23 protein-coding genes are annotated in these 25,122 nt (G+C 59.9%); 14 read left to right on the forward strand and 9 right to left on the reverse strand.

Annotation, left to right across the window (positions count from 1 at the left end):
• Nucleotides 1-66: 66 nt before the first annotated feature.
• Together AC2FNN_RS02350 and AC2FNN_RS02355 are read right to left on the reverse strand one after the other, a co-directional pair.
• On the reverse strand, nt 67-1,053 hold the full coding sequence (locus AC2FNN_RS02350; RefSeq protein ID WP_496756333.1) for a type I glyceraldehyde-3-phosphate dehydrogenase: 987 nt from the start codon (nt 1,051-1,053) through the stop codon (nt 67-69).
• Between the two features lie 54 nt (nt 1,054-1,107).
• Entirely contained in the window at nt 1,108-1,431 is a 324-nt protein-coding gene (locus AC2FNN_RS02355) for a hypothetical protein (RefSeq protein WP_170344942.1), read from the reverse strand.
• Nucleotides 1,432-1,755: 324 nt separating this feature from the next.
• Between AC2FNN_RS02355 and AC2FNN_RS02360 the strand changes: the two genes are divergently transcribed.
• Nucleotides 1,756-2,112: a hypothetical protein gene (locus tag AC2FNN_RS02360; protein WP_496756335.1), complete on the forward strand. Its 357-nt coding sequence runs from the start codon at nt 1,756-1,758 to the stop codon at nt 2,110-2,112.
• A 15-nt stretch (nt 2,113-2,127) separates the two neighbouring features.
• Here AC2FNN_RS02360 and AC2FNN_RS02365 read toward each other — a convergent pair whose 3' ends face one another.
• A complete protein-coding gene (locus AC2FNN_RS02365; protein ID WP_496756336.1) occupies nt 2,128-3,063 on the reverse strand; it encodes a 2-hydroxyacid dehydrogenase in 936 nt (311 codons plus the stop codon).
• A 130-nt stretch (nt 3,064-3,193) separates the two neighbouring features.
• Between AC2FNN_RS02365 and AC2FNN_RS02370 the strand changes: the two genes are divergently transcribed.
• From AC2FNN_RS02370 to AC2FNN_RS02385, 4 genes are all read left to right on the forward strand, one after another.
• Entirely contained in the window at nt 3,194-3,421 is a 228-nt protein-coding gene (locus AC2FNN_RS02370) for a hypothetical protein (RefSeq protein ID WP_496756338.1), read from the forward strand.
• A 7-nt stretch (nt 3,422-3,428) separates the two neighbouring features.
• A complete protein-coding gene (locus AC2FNN_RS02375; RefSeq protein WP_496756339.1) occupies nt 3,429-4,235 on the forward strand; it encodes a thioesterase family protein in 807 nt (268 codons plus the stop codon).
• A gap of 72 nt (nt 4,236-4,307) precedes the next feature.
• Entirely contained in the window at nt 4,308-4,955 is a 648-nt protein-coding gene (locus AC2FNN_RS02380) for a DUF1007 family protein (RefSeq protein WP_496756340.1), read from the forward strand.
• A complete protein-coding gene (locus AC2FNN_RS02385) occupies nt 4,940-5,875 on the forward strand; it encodes a nickel/cobalt transporter (RefSeq protein ID WP_496756342.1) in 936 nt (311 codons plus the stop codon). The genes AC2FNN_RS02380 and AC2FNN_RS02385 overlap by 16 nt, the downstream gene beginning before the upstream one ends.
• Nucleotide 5,876: 1 nt before the next feature.
• Here the strand turns inward: AC2FNN_RS02385 and truA are convergent, their stop codons facing one another.
• Nucleotides 5,877-6,644, reverse strand: a complete 768-nt coding sequence (truA, locus tag AC2FNN_RS02390; RefSeq protein WP_496756343.1) for a tRNA pseudouridine(38-40) synthase TruA — start codon at nt 6,642-6,644, stop codon at nt 5,877-5,879.
• A gap of 107 nt (nt 6,645-6,751) precedes the next feature.
• Here truA and AC2FNN_RS02395 point away from each other — a divergent pair, with 107 nt between their 5' ends.
• The 6 genes from AC2FNN_RS02395 to ileS all read left to right on the forward strand — a co-directional run bounded on the left by AC2FNN_RS02395 (nt 6,752) and on the right by ileS (nt 16,414).
• Nucleotides 6,752-8,167 (forward strand): YcjX family GTP-binding protein, encoded by a 1,416-nt coding sequence (locus AC2FNN_RS02395; protein WP_496756344.1) that lies wholly within the window; start codon nt 6,752-6,754, stop codon nt 8,165-8,167.
• Nucleotides 8,164-8,619, forward strand: a complete 456-nt coding sequence (locus tag AC2FNN_RS02400; RefSeq protein ID WP_496756346.1) for a GNAT family N-acetyltransferase — start codon at nt 8,164-8,166, stop codon at nt 8,617-8,619. Before AC2FNN_RS02395 ends, AC2FNN_RS02400 begins: the two co-directional genes overlap by 4 nt.
• On the forward strand, nt 8,612-9,601 hold the full coding sequence (locus tag AC2FNN_RS02405) for a YcjF family protein (protein WP_496756348.1): 990 nt from the start codon (nt 8,612-8,614) through the stop codon (nt 9,599-9,601). Before AC2FNN_RS02400 ends, AC2FNN_RS02405 begins: the two co-directional genes overlap by 8 nt.
• 60 nt (nt 9,602-9,661) lie before the next feature.
• A complete protein-coding gene (locus tag AC2FNN_RS02410; protein WP_496756349.1) occupies nt 9,662-10,372 on the forward strand; it encodes a VIT1/CCC1 transporter family protein in 711 nt (236 codons plus the stop codon).
• 178 nt (nt 10,373-10,550) lie between these two features.
• Nucleotides 10,551-13,259 (forward strand): DUF2339 domain-containing protein, encoded by a 2,709-nt coding sequence (locus AC2FNN_RS02415; RefSeq protein WP_496756350.1) that lies wholly within the window; start codon nt 10,551-10,553, stop codon nt 13,257-13,259.
• A gap of 164 nt (nt 13,260-13,423) precedes the next feature.
• Complete coding sequence (gene ileS, locus AC2FNN_RS02420) at nt 13,424-16,414, forward strand: isoleucine--tRNA ligase (protein ID WP_496756352.1); 2,991 nt, start codon at nt 13,424-13,426, stop codon at nt 16,412-16,414.
• 40 nt (nt 16,415-16,454) lie between these two features.
• On the opposite strand, the gene AC2FNN_RS02425 is transcribed toward ileS, so the two are convergent.
• Entirely contained in the window at nt 16,455-18,413 is a 1,959-nt protein-coding gene (locus tag AC2FNN_RS02425; protein ID WP_496756354.1) for a hypothetical protein, read from the reverse strand.
• Nucleotides 18,414-18,547: 134 nt separating this feature from the next.
• Between AC2FNN_RS02425 and AC2FNN_RS02430 the strand changes: the two genes are divergently transcribed.
• Nucleotides 18,548-19,003: a methylated-DNA--[protein]-cysteine S-methyltransferase gene (locus tag AC2FNN_RS02430; RefSeq protein ID WP_496756355.1), complete on the forward strand. Its 456-nt coding sequence runs from the start codon at nt 18,548-18,550 to the stop codon at nt 19,001-19,003.
• A 76-nt stretch (nt 19,004-19,079) separates the two neighbouring features.
• The gene (locus AC2FNN_RS02435; protein ID WP_496756357.1) at nt 19,080-19,547 is read left to right on the forward strand and encodes a hypothetical protein; all 468 of its coding nucleotides are present in this window, start codon (nt 19,080-19,082) and stop codon (nt 19,545-19,547) included.
• Nucleotides 19,548-19,568: 21 nt separating this feature from the next.
• Here the strand turns inward: AC2FNN_RS02435 and AC2FNN_RS02440 are convergent, their stop codons facing one another.
• The 4 genes from AC2FNN_RS02440 to fsa all read right to left on the reverse strand — a co-directional run bounded on the left by AC2FNN_RS02440 (nt 19,569) and on the right by fsa (nt 22,808).
• Complete coding sequence (locus AC2FNN_RS02440; RefSeq protein WP_170344959.1) at nt 19,569-20,264, reverse strand: CDP-alcohol phosphatidyltransferase family protein; 696 nt, start codon at nt 20,262-20,264, stop codon at nt 19,569-19,571.
• Nucleotides 20,265-20,332: 68 nt separating this feature from the next.
• Nucleotides 20,333-21,253 (reverse strand): tyrosine recombinase XerC, encoded by a 921-nt coding sequence (locus AC2FNN_RS02445; RefSeq protein ID WP_496756359.1) that lies wholly within the window; start codon nt 21,251-21,253, stop codon nt 20,333-20,335.
• Nucleotides 21,250-21,957: a DUF484 family protein gene (locus AC2FNN_RS02450; protein ID WP_496756360.1), complete on the reverse strand. Its 708-nt coding sequence runs from the start codon at nt 21,955-21,957 to the stop codon at nt 21,250-21,252. Before AC2FNN_RS02450 ends, AC2FNN_RS02445 begins: the two co-directional genes overlap by 4 nt.
• Nucleotides 21,958-22,154: 197 nt before the next feature.
• Nucleotides 22,155-22,808: a fructose-6-phosphate aldolase gene (fsa, locus tag AC2FNN_RS02455; protein ID WP_152457215.1), complete on the reverse strand. Its 654-nt coding sequence runs from the start codon at nt 22,806-22,808 to the stop codon at nt 22,155-22,157.
• An 88-nt stretch (nt 22,809-22,896) separates the two neighbouring features.
• Here fsa and AC2FNN_RS02460 point away from each other — a divergent pair, with 88 nt between their 5' ends.
• Nucleotides 22,897-25,092, forward strand: a complete 2,196-nt coding sequence (locus AC2FNN_RS02460) for a primosomal protein N' (RefSeq protein WP_496756362.1) — start codon at nt 22,897-22,899, stop codon at nt 25,090-25,092.
• The last annotated feature ends 30 nt before the right edge of the window (nt 25,093-25,122 follow it).

Raw genomic sequence — 25,122 nt, forward strand, 5'->3', positions numbered from 1 at the left:
ATGGGGAAAGGAATTATCCATGAGACGCGTTTTTTTGGGCCAAATTGTGTTGAGGTCACCGCCCGGCTATTCGGTTGCCATAAGGCGGGCCACGTCCAGCATTCGCGCCGAGAATCCCCATTCGTTGTCGTACCAGCCAAAGACCCTGACCTGATTTTCGCCCACCATACGGGTCTCGGGCGCGGCAATGACCAGCGATTCAGGGCGGGCCCGCAGGTCGGACGAGACCAGCGGCAAATCCGTCCAGCCAAGCACAGGCGATGCAGCAACGGCCTGTTTCAAGGCTTGATCGAAGGTTTCGACGCTCATGCCGCGCTGCAATGTGACCACGAGGTCCACGGCTGACACACTGGCCGTGGGAACGCGGACAGCCGCGCCCGAGATACGACCGGCCAGATGCGGAAGGACGACATCGATCAGGTGCATCGCGCTCGATGTGGTCGGAACCATCGACAGCGCCCCCGCCCGGGAACGGGCAAGGTCGCCGCGCGGGGCATCGACCATGGGTTGGCTGTTGGTATAGCAGTGGATGGTGGTCATGTGCCCCGATACGATACCGCCGATATCGTCGATGACCTTGACCAGTGGCACCAGCCCATTGGTGGTGCAGGATGCGTTTGACACAATCCGGGCGCTGCCCAACTGGTCTTCGTTCGCACCCAAAACGATGGTGATATCAGCAGCGGGGGAGGGGCCCGAGATCAGCACTTTGCCTGCGCCCGCAGACAAACCGCGACGGGCAACGTCCGAACTGCGGGCGATACCCGTACAATCCAGCATGACGTCAACGCCCGAGAGATCAACGCGGGTCAGATCAGCGCTGTGGGTCATGGGAATTGCGTGCCCATCCACGATCAGCGCAGCGTCTCCTGTGGACACATCGCCGGAATAGGGGCCAAACGTGCTGTCGTATTTGAACAGATATGCACAGGTGTCCAGCGGCGCGATGTCATTGATCAGCACCAACTCGATATCTGACCCTTCCGGCAGGGCCAGAACCTGCCGCAGGATCGTGCGGCCGATGCGGCCGAATCCGTTTATTGCGAGTTTCATGCGCAAGCTATGGCAGGCCGGTCGGGCGACCTCAATGCCTGATCTGACGCTGTGTCAGTTGCAGCTGACCTGCGAGAAAAACTGGCCCGAGATGTTCTGATACATGCTGGCCACAATCGGTTTGCATCCGGTTGCCTGCTGAATCGCGGCTATGGCCTGAACGGTGCGCAGGCGCGGTGGCGGGCCGAATGGGTTGAGGTTGTTGTTGTCACGCGTGGCGCGATAGACGACCGGCGCGTCGGAAACCTGTGTCACCGCCCAAGTGCGGCTCATGACGAAGACGGATTTGGTTTCTTCCTTGGCCGAGATGGGAGATGCAAAAAGGGCCGCGGATGAAGCGAGTGCCGCGACGGCCAGCAGGGCAGGGCGTAGTTTCATGGAACAATCTCCAGTGCTCAAAATCAGAATTTACTTGGATTTCAGCAAATTCAGGCCCGCCTGTGAAGCCCCAAGGTCAGAAATTTGCGGCGCACCCCGTCGGCCAGATGTTATCGGCGAGCTGTCGGCAATGGCAAATGTCGGTTGCAGCCCCTGTGCCGCCAATGCCTGACCCACCCCGGATCGCCTGTGTTGCGGGCTTGCGAACAGGGGTCTCGCAGACAGGGTTGTTGGTATGTTTCGAAGGTACGTGCCGGGGGCTTGGCCCTGCCGGGTTAGGGGTATAACCTTGACCACAAATGATTTCAGCTCTGCGAGGCCGCCATGAATGCCCCAAGTTATACCGCCGTCGCCGCATGCGGCATTCTATTGATGAACACCGTGGTCGAGGCCAAGCCTCTGTCCCGAATCATAGCCGAGATGGGGTTGTCTCCGGCAGATTTCGAAGTGGTTAACGCAGCCTCGAAAGCGCTCTTGACCAGTGGTACGCCATCCGTGGGTCAGGAACGCTCATGGAAGAATGACGACACGGGTTCCAAAGGGACAATCCGGGTGCAATCGGTACAGGGAAATTGCGTAGGCCTTCAGCATGTGATTCAGCCGGACGGCGGTGATCAGAGCAGGGAAATCCGAACCCGCCGCTGCAACGACGGCAAAGGCAATTGGATCCTTACGCCCTGATCATCAGCTCGGAATTCAGTAGCCCTGATCACGATCGACTTCATGCAGCAAGGCCGCGCCGGAACTGAGGCGTCGGAAGTTTTCGGCCACATCCGACAAGGCGTCGCCCAGATGCCAGCCTGAAACATGTGGTGTGATCGTCACGCCGGGGTGGCGCCATAGCGGGCTGTCTTGTGGCAAAGGTTCCCGCGAGGTGACGTCCAACACGGCATGCCCCGGAACCCCTGCGTCCAGTGCCGCGATGAGCGCGCTCTCATCAATCAGATTTCCGCGGCCCGCGTTCAGCAACTGACTGCCGGGTTTCATCGCCGCCAGCATCCGGGCATCAAACAGGCCAGCGGTTTGAGGGGTCGAGGGCAGGATTGCGCAAACGTGGTCACATTGGCCAAGAAGTGCGGGCAACGCGTCCTGCCCATGCATGCAAGTTACGCCGTCAATGGCTTTGGACGTACGGCTCCAGCCCATCACCTGAAAGCCCACGGCGTGCAGCATCCGCGCGGTACGGGCGCCGATGTGGCCAAGACCCAGAACACCGACCACGGTGCCCGGTGTAAAAACCGGTGCGCGCGGGGACCACTCGGCGCGGGTTTGGGCCGCTTCGTGAAACGCCATGTGTCGCTGAGCGCGCAGGATATAGGCCAGAAACCACTCGGCAATGCCCTGTGCCGGTGCGTCAGGCTTCAGGCGGGCGATGCGAACGTGACCGGGCAGACCGGGATGGCTGACAATGGTCTCGACCCCTGCGCCCAGCTTTTGAACCAGTTTCAGGTTCGGCAGTCGCGTGGGGTGGTCACGTTGCATGTCAACCACGGCCAGCATCGTTATGTCATCCGGGTTTCCCAACGTTTGGGCAGTGCGGATATCCGCATCCGGCAACACCACCTGTAAACTGCGGGCAATTTCGTCATCACTTATCCAGTTGGACAGCCCGGTTTCGATCAACAACGCCATGTGCGGCTCCTGCATAAGTTTGATGTGGTGACGTCCCGTCACTGCGGTGGACAGGGCCTGGGCAGTTAAGCCATCCTTGCGGCAAAAGTATAGCCCGGACCCGGTGCTTCAGAGGGACATTTCCGAAAACATGACATTCAGCCTGGACGCGCAAATTCATGATCATCTGCAAGACGTTGCTGATATGACCTGGGCCGAGGTCATTGGGATGGATGACACATGTTTCCCTGAAGGTGAAAGCGGAACTGATCGCAAGTCCCGCATGTCCAACATAATCGCCCGCAAAGTCGGAAACGGGAAAGTGTTTGAACGCCTGGGTTCAGACAAGCTGAAACGATTTGCGCAAGAACAGACCTGAGGATCACATGGCCGAAGCGCTCGACTTTACCAACACGACCTATTTTCATCAGCGCGAGGACGGGGCGTTTGTTGGCAACGATGCCGCGCGCGGGCCTTGGTCCGCCGCACATTGCCACGCGGGGCCCGTCAGCGGATTGATCGTACGGGCCGCAGAAACCGAAATCGGCCCCGAGAAGATGCTGACGCGACTGACTGTCGATTTGCTGAGGCCGCTCCCGCTGACCGGGCTTCGAGTTGCGGCAGAGACCACACGCCACACAAAGACGCTCGGGACCGCGCGGGTCACGGTGCACGATCTCGACGATACGTTGTGCGCCACGGCCACCACCATGCATCTTTTGCGGCGCGATCTGGGGCAGGTGCCGAATGTCGGGATGGATGCGCCGAAAATAGAGGACGTTGTCGATGGCCCTTTTCCGATAGGTGAAATTCGCCACGACCTGCCAGGCTTTGCCCATTACAGCGATATTCGCTATCCCGCAGGGGGAAAACAGGGTGCCGGGCCCAAAACGATTTGGATGCGTACTCCGCAGCTTTTGCAGGGCGAGGATCAATCGCCCATACAGGCCCTGTGCCCGTTGGCGGATTGCGGAAACGGTATCTCATGGAATGCGCCGACCACTGAAATGGGGTTCATGAATACGGACCTGACCGTGCATATCCACCGTGAACCGGTTTCGGATTGGCTGGCCTCAAAATCGATTTCGCATTGGCAGCCTTCCGGCATCGGCATGTCTCAGTCCGTCCTCTTTGATACGCAAGGTCCGGTGGGTACAGCGCTGCAAACACTGGTTCTGTTTCCGCCGACCTGATGTTGAGCCGGATTTCGCATCGGGATTGAAAATGTCGTTGCCGCCACGCGGACGGAGACCTATCTTGCGATTATGCGTTACCTTATAACCACTTTGATCCTTTGTTTGCCGATGCAGGCCAACGCCCACCCGCATGTTTTCATTGATACCGGGCTGGAGTTCATCGTGGATGACGCCGGTCAACTGACCCATATTCGCGTGACCTGGGCGTATGACGAATTCTACTCGTTGCTGGTTCTGGAAGACATGAAGCTGGATCAGGATGCTGACGGCGTTCTGACGGAAAGCGAAGAACGGGTTCTGACCGGGTTCGACACCCAGTGGGTGGAAGGATATAACGGCGATCTTGTCGTTGCCGCAGACGGAAACCCCGTCGCGCTGTCAGGCCCGATGGAGGCGCAGGCGGCAGTCGAAGACGGGCGCGTTGTCACCACGCATCTCAGGGCGGTGGAGGCCGGTTCCGTCGCGGCCACCGCGCTGTCTGCGAAAGCGTTTGATGAGACGTTTTATACCGCCTACGAGGTGACGCGGCCCGTGACTGTGACGGGCCCCGCCGCGTGCCAGATTGACCGGTTTGACCCGGACATCGATGGGCAACTTGCACAGATGCAGGCGTTCCTGCTGACCCTGGACGCAGATTATGACCTCGAGGAAAACGATATTCCGCTGGTCGGTGAAAGCTTCGCGACCGAGATCCGTGTTTCATGTCCCGCTACCTGATTGTTCCAGTTGCCCTTGCCTGTGGCCTGTTGCTCTGGTTTTGGGGCAGCGGAGGCTTTGACAGTCTTGCGGCCTGGGCTGCGGGGGAGCAACGAGAATTCCAGAACCAGATCGCCCGGTCCTTGCGTGCCGCGCGTGCCGAGCAACCCGAGGCGGTGGCAACGCTGCTGACAGTCTGTTTCGCCTACGGGTTCTTTCATGCCATCGGCCCCGGCCACGGAAAGGTCTTGATCGGGGGCTATGGTTTGGGTCGGCGCGTCGCCTTCTGGCGGTTATCGGCGATCAGTGTATTGTCCAGCCTGGGGCAGGCGGTGACGGCCGTCGTCTTGGTCTATGCCGGGGTGCTGGTGTTCCAGATGTCCCGTGAAAGCCTTGTTGGAACGACGGAACAGGTCATGGCTCCGATAAGCTATGGTGCAATCGCCCTTATCGGTCTTTGGCTGGTGGTCCGGTCCTTGCGCAGTTTCGCAAGGAGACGGAATACCACGTCGCCCCATGAGCACCATCATCACGAAAACGATCACACGCATCACCACCACCATGATGGAGAAGTCTGTTCAGATTGCGGTCACCGCCATGGCCCGACTGCGCAAGAAGTTGCAAGTGTTGGTTCACTGCGCGAGGCCCTGATCCTGATTGCGGGCATCGCGGCGCGACCGTGCACAGGGGCATTGTTCGTGCTGATCCTTACGTGGCAGATGGGCATCGCGATGGTCGGTGTCGCCGGGGCTTTTGCCATGGCATTGGGCACGGCGCTGGTGACGACGTTGGTGGGATGGACGTCCTTTGGCCTGCGCGGAGGTCTGCTGGCCTCAGCCTCAGCCACACGGTTCGCATCGGTGCTGGCCCCAACTATCGAACTGGTGGCCGGGCTGATCATTGCCGTGATCGCAAGTGGTTTGCTGCTGCGTGCGATTTAGGTCAGTCGAACACCGGTTCCGGATACCCGACCCGCGCCAGATACAGCCCCTGCGGCAGGCACACCGGCCCGCAGGCCGCACGGTCGGCAGCTTCCAGCGCCTCGCGCACATCTTCCGGCGCCCACGCTCCGGCGCCCACACGTTCCAGCGTTCCGACGAAACTGCGCACCTGATTGTGCAGGAATGACCGAGCCCTTACGTGGAAATGAACCTCGGGGCCGGAAAAGCCCTGAACCTGTTCAACCCGCAACTCATCCAGAGTTTTGACTGGGCTGGCGGCCTGGCAAATCGACGACCTGAAGGTCGTGAAATCATGGCGACCCAGCAGCATGTTCGCCCCTTCCTGCATAGCCTCGACATCCAGCGGATGATTGATCTGCCAAACCTGCCCTTTGTCATGGGTTGCAGGCGCGCGTCGCATCAGGATGCGGAACAGGTATTGCCGTTCCACCGCTGAAAACCGCGCGTGCCAATCGTCGGTCACGCGCGCGGCGTCCACGATCGCCACCGGCTGCGGTTTGAGGTGATAGTTCAGCGCTTCGGACAGACGGAACGGGTCCCAGTCCTTGGCCATGTCGCAATGGGCGACCTGACCCAACGCGTGAACCCCGGCGTCGGTGCGCCCTGCGGCAGCAATCGTATGCGGGCCCGGTTGAATGCGGGACAGTGCCTGTTCGATGGCACCTTGCACCGACGGCTGATCCCTTTGCCGCTGCCATCCGGCAAAGGGTTCCCCCTGGTATTCGATTTTCAACGCGTATCTGGGCATGTGCTGCTGGTACAGCGCAGCGCGGGAACGGGCAAGGGGGCGAAAGCGCTGGTATGTGCGGTACCCTCTACCTATCTTGGGTGAAACGATAATTGCGGGGCGGCGGATTGGTCATCTCTTCACTGGCAGACAGTCTTGCACGTGGCGTCGAAAGTATCGGCGACAGCGTGTCCGAGACATTTTTCGAGCCGGTCATCCGTTTGGGTGTCACCGGGCTGGCGCGATCCGGTAAAACAGTATTCATCACTTCGTTGGTTGCCAATCTGCTGGATCGGGGCCGTATGACCGGGCTGGTTGCGCAGCAGGAGGGGCGGATCAATGCCGCCTTTCTGCAACCCCAACCGGATGACACTGTGCCCCGGTTCGATTATGAATCGCACCTGTCTGCCCTGACGGGACCGACACCGCACTGGCCAGACAGCACGCGCGCTGTGTCTGAATTGCGCTTGTCCTTCAAAGCCCGCCCCGCCGGGCTGCTTGCCGGGTTGCAGGGGCCGCGCACGGTCCATCTGGATATCGTCGATTATCCCGGAGAATGGCTGCTGGATCTGGCCTTGCTGGACAAATCTTACGCAGACTGGTCTCGGGAAACACTGACACGTATCGAGGCCCGTTCGGAGGCAGCCGCGTATCTGGGGCAGGTCAATGCCACAGACCCGTCCGGCGCACATGACGAGCCGACCGCGCAGGCGCTGGCATCGTCGTTCACGACCTACCTCAATCAGGCGCGTGAAGCAGGGTATTACGACTGTACCCCCGGTCGGTTCCTGCTGCCGGGGGATCTGGCCGGATCTCCGGTTCTGACCTTTGCGCCGTTGGTGGTGTCTGGCCCGTCGCGGCGCAGAAGGCTTCAACGTGAAATGGAACGGCGATACGAAGCCTATAAAGCCCAGGTCGTGAAACCGTTTTTTCGGGATCATTTCTCGCGGATCGACCGGCAGGTGGTTCTGGTCGATGCGCTGGGCGCTATTCACAAAGGTCCTCTGGCGGTCGAGGATATGCGCCGCGCCATGGCTGATATCCTGTCGGCCTTTCGCCCCGGCCGGAACGCGTGGCTCGGCCAATTGCTGTTGGGCAAAAGGGTTGAACGCATTCTGTTTGCGGCGACAAAAGCGGACCACCTGCACCACACGCAGCATCCCCGCCTGACCGCGATTATCGAGGCGTTGACGCGTGAGGCACGTGATCGGGCGAATTTCGCCGGAGCCCGGACCGAGGCCCTGTCTCTGGCATCGCTGCGTGCAACGACCGAAGAGATACGCAGCCACGACGGAACCGATCTACCATGCGTGCGTGGTACTTTGTTGGACAGCGGCAAACAGGCCGCCTTCTACCCGGGTGAATTGCCCGAGGATCCAGCGCATCTGTTGGGTCCGGCCCGAAACGGGGCCGATGTGTGGTTGGGCGAAGATTACGGATTCATGGCCTTTGCCCCGGCAAAGCTGTCGCTGAAACCCGGTGATGGCCCGCCGCATATCCGGCTGGACAGGGCGGCACAGTTCTTGATCGGAGATCGGTTGTGACGACAATTCTGCGCCGCGCTCGCCCGACGGATGCGGGCACGATCGGGTCGATCCTGCACAATTTCGCCCTGGAAAACGACTGGATGCCTGAATTGCACAGCTGCGCCGAGACGATCGCTTTCTGTGGTCGAATGATTGATCTGGAATGGGTGACCGTGGCCGAGGCAGAGACAGGCGTGGTCGGGTTTCTGGCGCTGAATGGGGGTGAAATCCATTCACTTTATCTGGATGCGCAAACTCGGGGGCAGGGGATCGGTCAGCAATTACTGGATCACGCGAAATCATGCCAACGGCGGCTGGGCTTATACGCGTTTCAGGACAATGCCCGAGCCTGCCGGTTTTATGAGCGTAACGGCTTTGCCGAGGTGGCCCGCAGCGATGGGGCGGACAATGATGAAAACCTGCCGGACATACGGTTTGTCTGGCGCAGCGAGGATGTGATCAATGGCTAAAGGCCCGGTTTTGATCGATCTTGAAACGGATGAGCCCCCTGCCGATGTCGCCAAGGCCCCGCCGGTGCCGGACATTGCGCAACCACAAGGGCAGGCGATGCAAAGCGCGGCCCGGCTGGCGGCGCGCAAACCATCGGCTCTGGCGCGCTGGTTCTGGGGGCTTGCTCTGGCAGTGATCGGGGCGGCCATATCGGTGGCCGCGTGGGAATTTGCAACCTCGCTGTTGGCGCGGACGCCCGTATTGGGCTGGATCGTAACCGGATTGATCGCCGCGCTGGTTCTTGTGGCGCTTATGATTGCTGTCCGTGAACTGGCCGCATTGGGGCGATTGTCCCGCGTGGATGGCCTGCGTCGGGCCGCAGATACCGCATTGGCAGAGGACGATCTGGCTCAGGCCCGCGCAGTCACCAATCGTATCATCGCATTCTATAAGGGCCGGGAAGATACGCGCTGGGGCCGCGAACGATTGACCGAACGGATGGCGGATCAGTTCGATGCGTCAGCTCTGCTGGAACTTGCCGAAGTTGAGCTGTTGGTGCCTCTGGACGAAGCCGCCAGCCGCGAGGTCGAGGCCGCGGCCCGGCAAGTTGCAACCGTGACCGCATTGGTGCCATTGGCGCTTGCGGATGTGATAACCGCGCTGGCCGCGTCATTGCGGATGATCCGCCGGGTTGCGGAAATCTATGGCGGGCGGGCGGGTACGCTGGGCGGCTGGCGTCTGACCCGCGGTGTATTTGTGCATCTGGTGGCGACGGGGGCGGTGGCAGTCGGCGATGATCTGCTGGAGCCCGTCTTGGGCGGTTCCGTCCTGAGCAAGCTGTCCCGCCGGTTCGGAGAGGGTCTGGTCAACGGGGCCCTCAGCGCCCGTGTGGGTGTGGCCGCGATGGAGGTGTGCCGCCCGTTGCCCTTCTCGGACAGGCACAAACCTTCGACGCGGGGCATCATCAAACGCGCCTTGCAGGGCCTGTTTTCCAAGGGTTGATCCAAAGCAAGGCGCCCCGGCCTGCGCTTCGGCACACTGAATGTGTCAAAGGAGCCAGCCATGACGGATCACGGTCACAGCCCGCAGGAAATCGCCGAACGGATCAACGCGCCGCCCGGACGCGGCGTGTTGCGCGATGTCGTCTATGGCGGCATCGACGGGTCCGTCACCACATTTGCCATTGTGGCAGGTGTTGCAGGGGCAGGTCTTTCCCCGTTCGTTATCGTGGCGCTTGGTCTGGCGAATGTTCTGGCTGACGGGTTTTCGATGGCCGCGGGCAATTATTCGGGCACCAAGGCCGAGCTGGACAACATACGCCGCATCCGCGCGGTCGAGGAACGCCACATTGCGTTGTACCCGGATGGTGAGCGCGAAGAAGTGCGTGCAATCCTTGCGCAAAAAGGGCTGTCTGGCGACATTCTGATCGAGGCCACGGCTGAAATCACCTCGAGCACCGAAAACTGGATCAACCTGATGATCGAAGGTGAATATGGTCTTGGCAGTGTCGACCCGCATCCAATGAAAGCCGCAGTGGCCACCTTCTTTGCGTTTCTGGTGGCGGGGATGATTCCTTTGTTGCCGTTCCTTGCGTCCGTGCCGAACGCGTTTGCGATCTCGGCCTGGATGACCATGGCAGTCTTTTTTGCGATTGGCGCGCTCAAAAGTCGGTGGTCGCTGGCCCCCTGGTGGCGGTCGGGGATCGAGACGCTTTTGATCGGCGGGCTGGCCGCGCTGATCGCGTATCTCGTCGGGTCCCTGTTCCACCCATAAATTTTGCGGCGCTGGGATGACGGTTCTTGCGGCAGACGTTACCAGAGATCCCGGACCTTTTCAGGCCAATGATCGCGCACCCGACAACTTCGGTGCTTTAGATCGGGGCAATGCTTTCCTGACTGTCACTTTCGGACGGCTCAAGATAGCTTGACCTCCAAAAGGATCGGAGACTCGGTTGGAATCGCTGCTTGTTCTTGTTGGCCTGATTGTTCTGGCCATCCCTGTGACATTGATCGCACTTTTGGTCGGGCATTCCCGTTTGCGTCGCCGGGTAGAACAGCTGGAAGCGCAAATCAACGCCTTGGCCTTGGGCGATGCGACCGTCCTGCCGCAACCGGAGCAGGAAACGACTGAACCGCAACCTGCCGCTGAAGAGAAGCCGCGCAGACCGGCACCCTGGTCGGCCCCAAAACGGCAGGAAGACGACAGTGCCGACGCTAGGGATGCAGACGTTTCTTCACCGGCTGTCGTGTTTCGCCATGACAGGTTTGCGGCTTTGGGCGCGTGGCTGCGCGAGAACTGGTTTTATGTGGTTTCGGCCCTGTCTCTGGCGCTGGCCGGTATCTTCCTTGTGCAATACGGGGTCGAAAACGGTTTGCTGCCGCCGGCGGCCCGTGTCGTCGCAGCCCTGGGTTTCGGCACGGTTCTGATCCTCGGAGGAGAAATCCTGCGCCGCAAATTCGGTGATGACGAAGCGGTGGCAACCGCCTATCTGCCCTCGGTCTTTTCCGGTGCCGGGCTTGTCACTTTGTTCGGGGCGATTCTGTCCGCGCGTCAGCTTTACAACCTGATCGGTGCCGAAACGGCACTGGCAGGGATGGTCGTTGTTGCGATGGTGGGTCTTGTTCTGGGGTGGTTCCATGGTCCGCTGCTGGCTGCGGTCGGTCTGATCGGTGCCTTAGCTGCTCCTTTCCTGGTCGGGGGCGCGTCCGATGATCCGTCGTGGCTTTACGCGTATTTCCTGCTGGTTGCCGTCTTGGGGCTGGGTATCGACACGGTACGGCGCTGGGCGTGGATCTCGGTCCTGACACTGTTCGGGGCCTATGCGGCGAATCTGCTTCTGGTGACCGGCGCGCCGAGCACGGAAGCGGGATACCTGATCGCTGCAACGGTGCTGGCGCTTTTGGCAACCGCCATTCCGGTGCGGCGCATTTGGCCAAATCACGCGGGCCCCATGCTGACTGAAATGCTCCGCCGCCCCAGGGCTCGTCCCTGGCCGGAATTCCCAACTCGTCTGGCCGCCGGGGCCATCGCGGCAAGTACGGTGATACTGTCCTGGCATTGGGCGGATACGGAACCCGAGTTCTGGTTGGGTGTCACTCTGTTGTCTGCCCTTGTTCTGGCGTTGCTCCTATGGGCCAAGGATGCACCAGCCCTCCGGGACCTGACTGTCCTGCCTGCGGCCGGTTTGGTGTTTTTTGTCGCCTCTCACGGGCTTGAGAATGGCGCGGTTCTTGACAGGTTCGCGGGCACTTACGCAGAAACGCCCGAGGCCGACTATCCGATGGTGGTGACTGTTCTGGTCGCTTTGGGAGGTTTGATGTCGACCCTGATGGCATGGCGGTCATTCACGACAAGCCAGTATCGCGCCGTCTGGGCCGGAGGAGCCGCACTTTTTGCGCCCGTGCTGGCCATCGCGCTGGAAATAGGCTGGCATCCGGCTTCGGTGATCGGGGCTTACCCCTGGGCGCTCCACGCGATTGCGCTGGCTGTGTTGATGGTGGTTCTGGCCGAACGCTTTGCCCGCGTTGACGGTGATGACCGGATGCGGGCGGCTCTGGCCACCCTGTCCATGCTGTCGTGTCTGGTGTTTGCCTGCGTCATCGTGCTCAGTTCGGCGGCGCTTACGGTTGCATTGGTCGCCAGCGTTGTGGTTGCCGCAGCGTTGGACCGCAGGTTCATACTGCCGCCGATGAGCTGGTTTATCTGGGCCGGTGTCTTTACCGTCACGGTGCGTTTGGTGCTTGATCCCGGGCTGGACTGGGCCAATTCCGCTCCGGTGACTGAGATGGCGATGGTCTATGGCGCGGCCACATTGGGATTTGTCGTGGGCTGGTGGCTTTTGCGTCCGTTGAAGCGCCCACTGGCGGCGTTGCTGCTGGAAAGCGCGGCTTGGGCGACAGCGGGTATCCTGCTGTCATTGCTGCTGCTGCGTTGGCTCGAAGGCTTTGGCGAGGGCGGCGCTGACAACAGCCATTGGGGCCTGGGTCTGTTGGCCGTCATCTGGCTTTTGCTTGCGTTCGCGCAGGTGCAGAGGTTCGGGTTGGGTGGCAAACTGAATTATCTGCGATACCTGCTTGCTCTGTTCTTTGCAGCTCATGGTCTTTTCCATCTGTTATCGGCTTTGACAGACCAGAACCCATTGTTGAACCCGAACGCGGATCCGGTGCTTGGGCCGCCGGTTTTGAATACGCTGGCCGTTGCCTATCTGTTGCCCGCATTGACCATCGGTGGCTCGGCCTGGAGGATCCGGGAAATGCCGAAACCGATCATGCAAGCAAGCTTTGCCGTTGCGGGGACGTTGGCCGCTGTTTGGTTGGGTTTGGCGATCCGTCACGTCTGGCAGGGCGCGGCGGGTATGTATGAAGGCAACGGTGTCACCCAACCGGAACTGTATACCTACACTTTGGTGCTGCTGCTGATCGGGGCCGCTCTGTTCTATCAATCTCTTGCCCGCCGATCCGACCTGATGCGCAAGGCCGGGCTGGCGGTGATCGGGCTGGCGGTGGCCAAGGTCTTCCTGATCGACATCGCCGGTCTGGGCGGCCTGATCCGGGTGTTTTCACTGTTGGCGCTGGGGCTGGCATTGGCCGGTCTTGCGTGGCTGAACCGGTGGGCCAAGCTGCGCCATTCGCCGCATGGGCCGGAACCTCTGGACCATTGAAGGCAGGCGTCTTATAAGCGCGGCCATGTATGACCGGACGGCCATCATTATTCGAATTATATCCCCGGCGCTCTGACCCTCTGAGACGCCGGGCAAAGGTGTTTGAGAATTCGCACCGACCGCTTCGATCCTAGTACGACCAGATCATCCAAAGGACGCTCAAAATGTGCGCCGACACGACCCAAACGCCTGACTATAAAGACACGCTGAACCTGCCCAAAACCGATTTTCCAATGCGCGCGGGCCTGCCTGCACGCGAACCCGCATGGCTGGAGCGGTGGGAGACCATCGGTGTCTATGACCGCCTGCGCGAGAAAACGGGGCGCAAACCCTTTACTCTGCACGACGGCCCCCCCTATGCGAACGGCCACCTGCATATCGGCCACGCACTAAACAAGACGATCAAAGACATGATCGTGCGTTCCCATCAGATGATGGGCTTTGACGCGCGTTACGTGCCCGGTTGGGACTGCCACGGCCTGCCGATCGAATGGAAGATCGAAGAACAGTACCGCAAGAAGGGCAAGAACAAGGATGAGGTGAACATCGTCGACTTCCGCCAGGAATGCCGCAAGTTCGCCGAGGGCTGGATCGACATCCAGCGGGAAGAGTTCAAGCGTCTGGGCATCACCGGCAACTGGCCTGATCCCTATATCACGATGGATTATCACGCCGAAGCCGTGATCGCCGACGAGTTCATGAAGTTCCTGATGAACGGCACGCTCTATCAGGGTTCCAAACCCGTGATGTGGTCGCCTATCGAGAAGACAGCGCTGGCCGAGGCCGAGGTCGAGTATCACGACAAGGAAAGCTTTACCATCTGGGTGAAGTTCAAGGTAGCAGCTGTAAACACAACTAGTTTCACGAATGCATTTGGTGAAGGTGAGCATTCGAAGAAGGTCACACTTTCTTCGGGTGAACAGGTAGACTCACTGTTGGGTGCATTTGTGGTGATCTGGACCACTACTCCATGGACCATGCCGTCGAACAAGGCCGTCGTGTATGGCAAAGACATCTCTTACGGTCTCTACGAAGTTTCCAGCACGCCGGACGAGTGTTGGGCTAATATTGGCGACAAGTTCCTGCTGGCTGACAATCTGGCTGCAGATGTATTGGGTCGTGCCCGTTTGAACGATGATCAGTGGACTCGCGTGCGAGACGTGACCGCAGAAGAACTGGAAAGCCTTAGTTTATCTCACCCGTTGGCCGGGGCCGAAGGCGGCAATGGCGAATGGGACGACATCCGCGATTTCCGCGCCGCTGAGTTTGTGACCGATACTGAAGGTACGGGGTTCGTCCACTGCGCGCCGTCCCACGGGATGGAGGAATTCGAGCTGTACCGCGATCTGGGCATGCTGGAACAGGTCATCACTTACAACGTGATGGATGACGGCTCATTCCGCGCCGATTTGCCGTTCTTTGGCGGCAAATACATCCTGTCCCGCAAGGGCGGCGAGGGTGACGCGAACAAGGCGGTCATCGATAAGCTGGCCGAGGTCGGCGGGCTGCTGGCGCGTGGCAAGATCAAGCACAGCTATCCGCATTCCTGGCGCTCGAAGGCTCCGATCATCTATCGCAATACGCCGCAGTGGTTTGCATCCGTTGACCGTAAGCTGGACGATGGCATGGGTGAGATGGGCGATACGATCCGCGAACGTGCGCTGCGCTCGATCGACGAGTTGGTGAAATGGACGCCGCAGACGGGGCGCAACCGCCTCTATTCGATGATCGAAGCACGCCCGGACTGGGTTCTGTCGCGTCAGCGCGCCTGGGGTGTGCCGCTGACCTGCTTCACCAAGAAAGGTGCCTTGCCCACCGACGCGGATTACCTGCTGCGCAACGCAGACTTGAACGCGCGCATCAAGGCTGCGTTCGAGAAGGACGGCGCGGATATCTGGTACACCGACGGGTTCAAAGAGAAGATCCTTGATGGCATCGCCAACCCTGAAGACTACGATCAGGTGTTCGACGTGCTGGACGTATGGTTCGACTCGGGTTCCACCCACGCTTTCGTTCTGCGCGACCGTGAGGATGGCACCGAAGACGGCATCGCCGATGTCTACATGGAAGGCACCGACCAGCACCGCGGCTGGTTCCATTCCTCCATGCTGCAAGCCTGCGGCACCAAGGGCCGTGCCCCGTATCGCAATGTGGTGACCCACGGTTTCACGCTGGATGCCAAGGGCAACAAGATGTCCAAATCGCTGGGCAACACCATCGTGCCGGAAGAGGTCGTCAAGCAATATGGTGCCGACATTCTGCGTCTGTGGGTGGCCCAGACCGACTACACCGCCGATCAGCGGATCGGGCCGGAGATTCTGAAAGGCACCGCCGACAGCTATCGCCGCCTGCGCAACACCATGCGATTCATGCTGGGCTCGCTGGCCGACTTCACTGAAGCGGACCGCGTTGATCCGCAAGATATGCCGCGTCTGGAACGCTGGGTTCTCAGCCGTCTGGCGGAATTGGATGAACAGGTGCGCAAGGGTTATGCCGCGTTCGACTTCCAGGGCGTGTTCAGCGCCGTGTTCAACTTTGCAACGGTTGATCTGTCGTCCTTCTATTTCGACGTTCGTAAGGACGTTTTGTACTGCGACGGGGATAGCACACGCCGCCGCGCCGCGCGCACTGTTCTGGATATCCTGTTCCACCGTCTGACCACCTGGCTGGCCCCGGTTCTGGTCTTCACCATGGAAGAGGTGTGGCTGGAGCGGTTCCCGGGCGACGATAGCTCAGTCCATCTGGTGGACTTCCCGGACACACCCGCCGATTGGCGCGATGCCGAGCTTGAGGCCAACATGGCCAAGGTGCGCCGAGTGCGCCGGGCCGTGACTGCCGCGCTGGAAATCCAGCGCCAGGACAAGGTAATCGGCTCAAGCCTCGAAGCGGCACCGATCGTGCATGTCGAAGATGGCGATACCCGCGATTTGCTGGCTACGTTCGACGTGGACGACATGTGCATCACCTCGGGCCTGACCGTGACCGGCGATCCCGCCCCGGCCGAGGCGTTCCGTGTGCCGGAAATCGAAGGCGTGGCCGTCGTGTTCGAAAAAGCAGAAGGCGAGAAATGTCAGCGTTGCTGGAAAATCCTGCCTGATGTGGGCCGCCACACCCACGCGGGCGTCTGCGGGCGCTGCAATGAGGCGCTGGGATAAATCAACGCGCCCCCCGAATTCAGTCGGGGGGCATTTTGGGCTATGTCTGCACAGGCTGCGGTGTTGGATTGAACAGATCAAAGCCAATGGCAGGATCTGACAGGGCTTTCCAAACCTGATAGTCCGTAAAGTAACCGGTGTGCCCGCCGGGATCGACCGGGATGTTTCGATTTGCAAAAATGAGCCCACCCTCGATCTCGGTTCCGACAAAATCGTCCTGCCGGAAGATGTTGAACCACGCGGCGTTCAACTGGCTGGCGGTGATGGTGAACATCTCGGGAAAATAGCGCTGATAGATATGCGTGACCGGAGAGCCCATCGTGATGAGTGTCAGTGTCCGCCCGTCGATGCGTTTCTGGACGCGTGGGTCAGCAAGCATCTGTGTGGCGATCACGGTGCCCTGCGAATGGGATATCACCGTGATATGATCCGCTGGAAAGATATCAAGAACATAGTACAACGTGCGATAGAAACGCTCGTCTATCGCCTTGCGATCCGGATAGTTGCGTTGCCGCGTTTCCAGGTCTTTTCCCAGATAGCATTTGTCGCGAATGGCGTAGGTAACGATGTCTCGCGCCACGCCCAGACCGGCAGAAACAAAATCAGAAAACCGGTACATCAACGCAGTTGCGCCAAGAACGATCAGGCCGATCTCGCCCTGCGAACAGGCCAATCTGTCCAAAGCCCAAGAGATCAGGTTGGTTTCACCTATTCCCACGTTGCATGCGGCCTCAAAATTCTGGTTGGCCGCGATCTCTCGGATCGTGACCAGAACCAGCACGATTGTACCAAACAGAAAGACCCACTGCGCCAGCCGGTTCACAATCGCCCGGCTGATCAGACCGCTGCGGGTGTGAAGGTTGGCCTTGTACGTCTTGCGGCCTGCAAAAAGCCCGACGCCAACGAACCCCAACAGAACGATGGCCACAAAGGCCACGCTGAGTGTTTCGATGGACTCGTTCAAATTGCTTTCAAAAAGACGTTGCAGCTGACCGCCGGACAGGCCTGTAACAGTTTCCAGCAATTGCTCTATGGTCAACCAGAGGCCGGAAATGAAGAACATCCAGAAAACCAGCATGCCCGCGCAGATGCTGGGGTACAGCCGCCTGTGCTCTGAAAGCGTGTCATTGATCCGCAGCGTCCAGGCGGACAACGCGTAAAGAACGATTGTCAGGAAGATAAGAGCGGCCCAGAAGATGGACAGCAGAAAAACCTGAAACGCCACGAATTGCTCCAGGGCCGGCGGGCAATTTCCCGTGTCGGAAGGGACGCAGGCCCACAATTTCAGGCCCAGAGGTCCAATGACCAGGCACAGGGTCAGTGCTGCTCCCATTCCGAGCATTCCGCGCCAGAAGACCCGTCTGAGATAGGTCGGCGCGGATCGGCTTTGCCCCAGCCCGACAATGGCCCCGCCGGTGTACAGCCCGAACAGCAGCCAGAACAGTAGGGCAGGGTTCTGGAAAACCAAGACAGGTATCCGGTCGGTCATGACCGCTGCGGCACCGATCAACAAATAGACGTTCAGCGTCGCAACCGCGCCGAAGAAGATCCATGTGAAAAGATGCACCAACTGTGCCGCCAGTGTATTCCTGCCATTGGGCTGGTCCGAGGCAACGCCCCTGCGGATGTGGGTTTGCTCGACATTGTCCATCGCCAGATATCCCAACGCCAGAACGACCCAGATCAGATCCAGCACGGTTTTGATCGCTCCTTTCGGGGCCGGAGAGCGATCGGCCCAATAAACTTCGGCAAACAGGGCCTTGTCCTGAGGAACAGCCGGGTCAGTCACCGTGCGCAGATTGACTTCGAACAGCTCTGCATTTCTTGGATTTCCGTCGAAGGTGGATTCGGCCAGTTCGATCATGCCGCGTTCGACTTCGATCGGTGGTCTGGGGGTTCCATCCAGCCAGGTTGTTGCCGCGCCAACCACCTGATCGACGGTTTCGCCGGGTTTTTGTTCACCGATTCCATGTACCGTGAGGATCAAATGTCGACCCATTGCGTTCTCCAAAATCTCTTCAAGTAATGGCAGGAGCGTATCATGAATATCGCCAATGCCCAAAAACGACGTTTTGCGTGGTCTTGAACATTCCCGCGCTTGCGCTGGGCGCTTTGATCTGAAACCGTCGGTCCATGGCGATGATTTCCGTTGAAACCCAGTTCGGGCGACTTGGTGTTGAAGAAACAGACGGGGCCCTTACCCGGCTTGTCTGGAACGGCAGGGACGAAGGTGAGCCGACCGCGCTGCTGCGCGAAGCGGCCGCCCAGTTGGGGGCCTATGATCAAGGGCGGCTTGACCGTTTCGATCTGCCGTATCGCATTGACGGATCAGAGTTTCAAAAGCGGGTCTGTGACCTGATGTATGCCATCCCGCTTGGAGAAACGCGTACCTATGGCGATATCGCCAAGGAACTGGGGCAACCCGCCCAGCCGGTTGGCCAGGCCTGCGGAGCAAACCCCATTCCCGTGATCATTCCCTGTCACCGGGTACTGGCTGCCAATGGCTTGGGCGGTTTCTCGGGCGACGGTGGTGTTGAGACGAAAGTTGCCCTGTTGCGGCATGAGCGGGCGGCGGGTCTTTTGATCTGAGCGTCGAAATTCGGTTGCAATCCGCTTTTTGCAGACACAACTTGTAACCGTTGCTGAATTTGAAGGACCGCATTGCATGACCACTGAACAAGACCGTGCAGCCCGCAAGAAGGCTATTATCGACCGGTTGATGTCGCTTGAAGCGCAAGAGCTTGCAACGGCGCAGGCGCATTACGATGCGTTTTTGAAAGATGCCCAGTTGGATGACAGGGAAGGTCACGACAAGGATGACATTGCCGCATCGCGGGAAAACGCCGATCTGGCGGCTGCCTTCGATGCCCCGGTTCATGCGCATCATGCCAAGATTGATGTCATCGAAAATACCGATTTCAGCCTTGCCGACACGGTCAGGCCGGGATCTGTGATCAAGTTCAACAACCGCAGATTTGTCGTGTGTGTCTCGACAACGCGGTTTGAAGTGGACGGCAAGACCTATATGGGCATTTCAACCCAAAGCCCGATCTATCTGGCGATGGCTGGTCTGCAAAAGGGCGACGTCTTTACCCATAACGGCACCGAATTCGAGGTTCAGGACGTTCTGTAAAACGGAACGTGCAGCGCTGCGTCAGGCGTGGCGCTGCGGAACAACCTGTTGGGCGATGCCTGCGAAGGTCAGGTACAGGCTGGTGATCACCAGCCCCCAATGGGCCCAGCTTTCGGGGTGAAAATCGACCCATGCGGCCCAACCCGCGAAGAACGTCCATGCCAGCGCCATCGGCAAAGTCAGGCTGCGCCAGCGCTCGGTGCGGACGGGATGAACGAATTTCAGCGGCAGAAACATGGCCAGCGACAGCAGCGTGACCAGCAGCAGGATGATCCAGAAATTCGGTTCCAGCGCGAAGATCACGATGACGAACATGTTCCAGCACCCGGGAAATCCGGAAAAGGAATTGTCTTTGGTCTTCATGCGTGTATCCGCGAAATACATCGCACTGGCAAAGGTGATGACGATGATCGCGAACCATCCGGTCCAGCCGTCCATCAGCCCCGATTTGAACAGGGCAAAGGCCGGGATGAACACATAGGTCAGGTAATCGATGATCAGATCCAGCAGAACGCCGTCGAACTCGGGCGCGTTGTGCTTGACGTGATAATGTCGCGCCAGCGGGCCATCGATACCGTCCACGATGAAAGACACGACAAGCCAAAGATACATAAGGCTCCATTTCTCTTCGACGGCGGCCAGCATGGCCAGCATGGCAAAAACAGCACCTGTTGCAGTAAAGAGATGAACGGAAAGAGCTTTGAATCTGAGTGTCATGCAAGCGTCATGACCGATGCGCGTCCGAGATGCAAACCAAAAGCCCGGGTTTTCGAGTCATGTGCACATCAGGCTTTGGGATGCGCGCGGTTGTAGACCTCCATCAACCGCGCAGTGTCCACTGCCGTATAGGCCTGCGTCGTCGACAAGGAAGCGTGGCCAAGAAGCTCTTGAATGGCACGCAGGTCGCCTCCGGCCGAAAGCAGGTGGGTGGCAAAGCTGTGCCGCATCGCGTGGGGTGTTGCGGTCGAGGGCAACCCCAATTGCATACGCGCCTTGGCCATGACCCCTTGGATCGCACGCGGGTTCAGTGCCCCGCCTCGGACGCCCCGAAACAGGGCTTTGTCCTGTGCTTGTGGATGGGGACACAGCTTCAGATATCTGTCGACCGCTTCGCGGGCGGCGGGAAGAACCGGTACAATCCGCTCTTTGCCGCCTTTGCCGACGATGCGCAGCGTGGCGGGCAAAGGCGCGTCCGCTCCGGTCAGGGACAGCGCCTCGGATATGCGCAGACCGCATCCGTAAAGCAGCGTGACAACCGCGACGTCGCGCGCCGCGACCCAGTCGGATGTGGATTGCAGTTCCACCGTATCGATCATGGCGCGGGCTGCATCTTCGGCCAGTGGCCGGGGCAGTTTCTTGGTGAATTTCGGCGCGCGTGTGGACAGAACGGCGGTGGGCTCAAACCCCTCACGCTCTGCCAGCCAACAGTAGAAGCTTTTGACTGCCGACAGTTTGCGCGCCAAAGACCGCGCGCTCATGTCTGCGCCGCGCTGATCCGCCATCCAGGCGCGCATATCCGATACCGTGATCCGTTCCAGCGCTTTCAGGCCTTGCCGTTCGGCGTGATGCAGGGTCATGAACGACAGAAACTCGACGACATCGCCGCGATAGGCGTTTCGCGTATTCTCGGATCGTCCGGCCAGTGCGCTCAGACTGTCCAGCCAATGCTGAAGCGCGTCGCGGCAGGCGGGCGAGATCAGGCTCACGACAGCCAGTGGCGCATCGAGCGTTCGAACACGCCTGCAAAAAAGGCCAGAAGGTCGGTGCCCAGCTGCGGGGTGAAATGTCGCGGGTCGCGGGCGGCCATGACGATCATGCCCGGAAGGCGACCGGCCCCGAGGTCCAGTTTCAGGCAGGCCTCGGAACGAAGCTGATCCGCCTGTGACCCGAAAATACGCCGGTTTGGCTGATGGATTTCCCGCAAGATCACATCCCGCGCAGGACCGCCGCGATCAATGGTCAGGTACCGGTCTATGAAACCGGGTTCTGCGATCGTCAGGACCCCGCCCAATGTGTCGATTGCGGGATCGTTCTGAACCACGGTTGTTTCCAGAACCAGCGTAACGCTGTCGACGCGCAGGATGTCCGCCACATCGGCGCCCAGCGTGCGCAGGAAATCTTCGAACTCGACAGGTTCCAGCAATCGCAGAATGGCGCGGTGGACCTGATTGGTGCCCGCGAGGTTTTCATAGGCCGCAGCGATGACGGAACGGTGGGTGTCTTCCAGCCGATCCAGCCGCGCCTCGAGCCGTTGCATCGCGATGCCGCGCAGGTCAATCACGTTGTCGCCGCGCGCTTGCTCGTTGGCTGCGACAAGCGCCTGCATCAGGTCCTTGTCGTCCAGTACGACATCCGGCTCTGCCAGAATTGCCGCGCGGAGGTTGTCCTCGAGTTTGGGGGTACTGCTCATGTCCCGTCCGGTCTTTTTTTGTTGTCGCGGCTTATAACATGCCGGACCGGATTTGCCTTGGAAAAAATGCACGCAAGGGTGGATTTCCTTGCATGTTGTGGCAAGGGGCTTCCGCCCGCCATGCCTGATCACAGATCAGGCATTTGGCCGTTGGGCCGGGCGCGGCGCCTGATGGCGCCGCGCGGTTGCAAACCAGATCAGAGGATTTTCTGACCGGTTTTGGCCCAGTCCGCGAGGAAGGTTTCCAGACCTTTGTCGGTCAACGGATGGTCGGCCAGTTTCTTGATCACGGCAGGCGGTGCGGTGATCACATCGGCCCCGATGCGGGCGCTGTCGGTCACGTGGTTGACGGTACGGATCGATGCGGCAAGGATTTCGGTCTCGAACCCGTAGTTGTCATAGACCTGACGGATGTCTGCGATCAGGTCCATGCCGTCGAGGTTGATATCGTCAAGCCGTCCGATGAAAGGCGAGATGAATGTCGCGCCCGCCTTTGCAGCCAGAATCGCCTGATTGGTCGAGAAACAGAGCGTCACGTTGACCATCTGACCTTCGTCGCTGAGCGTTTTGCAGGTTTTCAGGCCGGCCCATGTCAGCGGCACTTTGACGGCGATATTCGGCGCGATCTTGGCCAGCTTGCGGCCTTCGGCGATCATGTCGTCAGCTTCGGTGGCGACAACCTCGGCCGATACCGGGCCATCGACCAGATCACATATCTCTTTGGTCACTTCCAGAATGTCGCGACCTGATTTCAGGATCAGCGATGGGTTGGTGGTTACGCCGTCCACCATGCCAAGATCGTTCAGTTCGGCGATGGCGTCGATCTCGGCGGTGTCTACGAAGAATTTCATGAGGGCAGTCCTTTGATGGGTTGGCCTTGGTCGCCGATGCCTTTACCTCAAAGAGACCCCTGCTGGAACCCCCTGCGAAGGATATGCCGTGAGCGCTAACGGATTTTTCGACCAAGGAGAGCTGGTTGCGGTGCTTACAACGCAGCCGCTTGACCGGACGCTGGATTACAAGGCGCCCGAAGGCGGGTGCGTTCTGGGCGCGTTTGTCGAGGTTCCTTTGGGCCCGCGCAAGGTGCTGGGGGTGGTTTGGGGGCCGGGGCAGGGCGGCTTTGACCTGAGCAAGGCGCGCTCGGTAATCCGGGTTCTCGAAGTTGCACCGATGCGTGAAGAGATGCGGGTATTTCTGGAAAAGGTCGCCGATTACACTCTGACACCCATGCCTGCGATGCTGCGTCTGGCGACGCGGGCACCGGGCTTGGGTGATCCGCCCTCGATGCGCAAGGTCTATCGCTTGGGTGAAGGTCAACCAGACCGATTGACCGATGCCCGGACCCGGGTTCTGGAGGTATTGCGCGACTACGGCGGGCTGGCTTTTACCTTGAAGGAGCTCGCCGAGCAGGCGGGTGTAACGTCGTCTGTTGTCAAAGGGTTGGTCAAACAAGGCGCCGTGCGCGAAGAGGACAGCCCGCGCGACCTGCCTTATCCTCATCTTGATCCGGACCTGCCCGGGAAAGACCTGACAGCGGATCAGGCAGCGGCAGTCAAACGGCTTCAGGCCGGGCAGCGAACCGGCGATTACGGCACCACGCTGCTGAAAGGCGTTACCGGTTCCGGTAAGACCGAGGTCTATTTGGAGGCCGTGGCCGAGGCGCTGCGCATGGGACGGCAGGCATTGGTTCTGCTTCCCGAGATTGCCCTGACCGCAGAATTTCTGACCCGGGTCGAGGCGCGGTTCGGTGCGCGCCCGGCGGAATGGCATTCCGGCGCAACCATGACGGAACGGCGGCGGGTCTGGCGGATGGTCGGGCAGGGTAATGCGCAACTGGTCGTGGGCGCCCGGTCAGCGCTGTTTCTGCCATTTCGCGATCTGGGGCTTGTGGTCGTCGATGAAGAACACGACACGTCCTACAAACAGGAAGACGGCGTGCATTACAGCGCACGCGACATGGCGGTTCTACGCTCGGCGATCTGTGGCGCGCGGGTGATTCTGGCCAGTGCGACACCTTCGCTTGAAAGTTGGGCCAATGCCGAGGCGGGCAAGTACGAAAGGCTTGACCTGACCTCGCGCTTCGGAGCGGCGGTATTGCCCGAGATGAAGCCCATCGACATGCGGGCCGAGCAGATGCAGCCCGGAACGTGGGTTTCTCCGTCTTTGCGGCAAGCGGTGCAGCAGCGGATCGAAAAAAGCGAACAATCGCTGTTGTTCATCAACCGCCGTGGCTATGCGCCGGTCACCTTGTGCCGGGCCTGTGGTGAGCAGATCGCCTGTGATCAGTGCGACGCACGCATGGTCGAGCATCGGTTTCTCAAGCGATTGATGTGCCACCAATGCGGCGAAACCAAGCCGATGCCCGAAGCCTGCCCTTCCTGTGGCGTGGAGGGCAAGCTGGCCCCGGTCGGGCCGGGGATCGAACGGCTGGCGGAAGAGGCCGAAGCGACCTTCCCCGAGGCGAAAATCGCGATGCTGAGTTCCGATCTATTTGGTTCAGCCCGGGCATTGAAAGCCAAGATTGAAGAGATCGCCGCCGGGGATGCCGACATTATCATCGGCACGCAATTGGTCGCCAAGGGGCACAACTTTCCCAAGCTCACATTGGTCGGCGTGATTGACGCTGACCTTTCCCTGCACGGCGCGGATCTGCGCGCGGCTGAGCGTACGTTTCAATTGATGCGGCAAGTGGCTGGGCGTGCGGGACGGGCTGACAAGCCGGGGCAGGCGCTTTTGCAGACATTTCAACCGGAACACCCGGTGATCCGGGCCATCCTGTCGGGTGATGAGGAAGGGTTCTGGAAAGCCGAGGCAGCGGGTCGGCAGGCGGCAGGCGTGCCACCCTATGGTCGCATGGCCGGGATTGTGCTGTCGGGCCCCGAGGTTGGACCGGTTTTCGATATCGGCAATGCAATGGCCCGCAACGATGCGCCCTTGCGCGCGATCGGTGCTCAGGTCTTTGGACCTGCGCCTGCACCCATTGCGCGTATACGCGGCCGCCACAGAGTGCGCTTGTTGGTGAAAGCCCCCAAGGGGGCGCCGATACAGGATGCCATTGCCCGCTGGATCGCCCCTTTGCGTCTGAAGGGCGATATCCGCCTGACCGTCGATATCGACCCACAAAGTTTTTACTGACCTCTGCATCTGTGCAGGGTGATTGTGCGC

This window comes from Ruegeria sp. BHSA118, assembly GCF_059613405.1.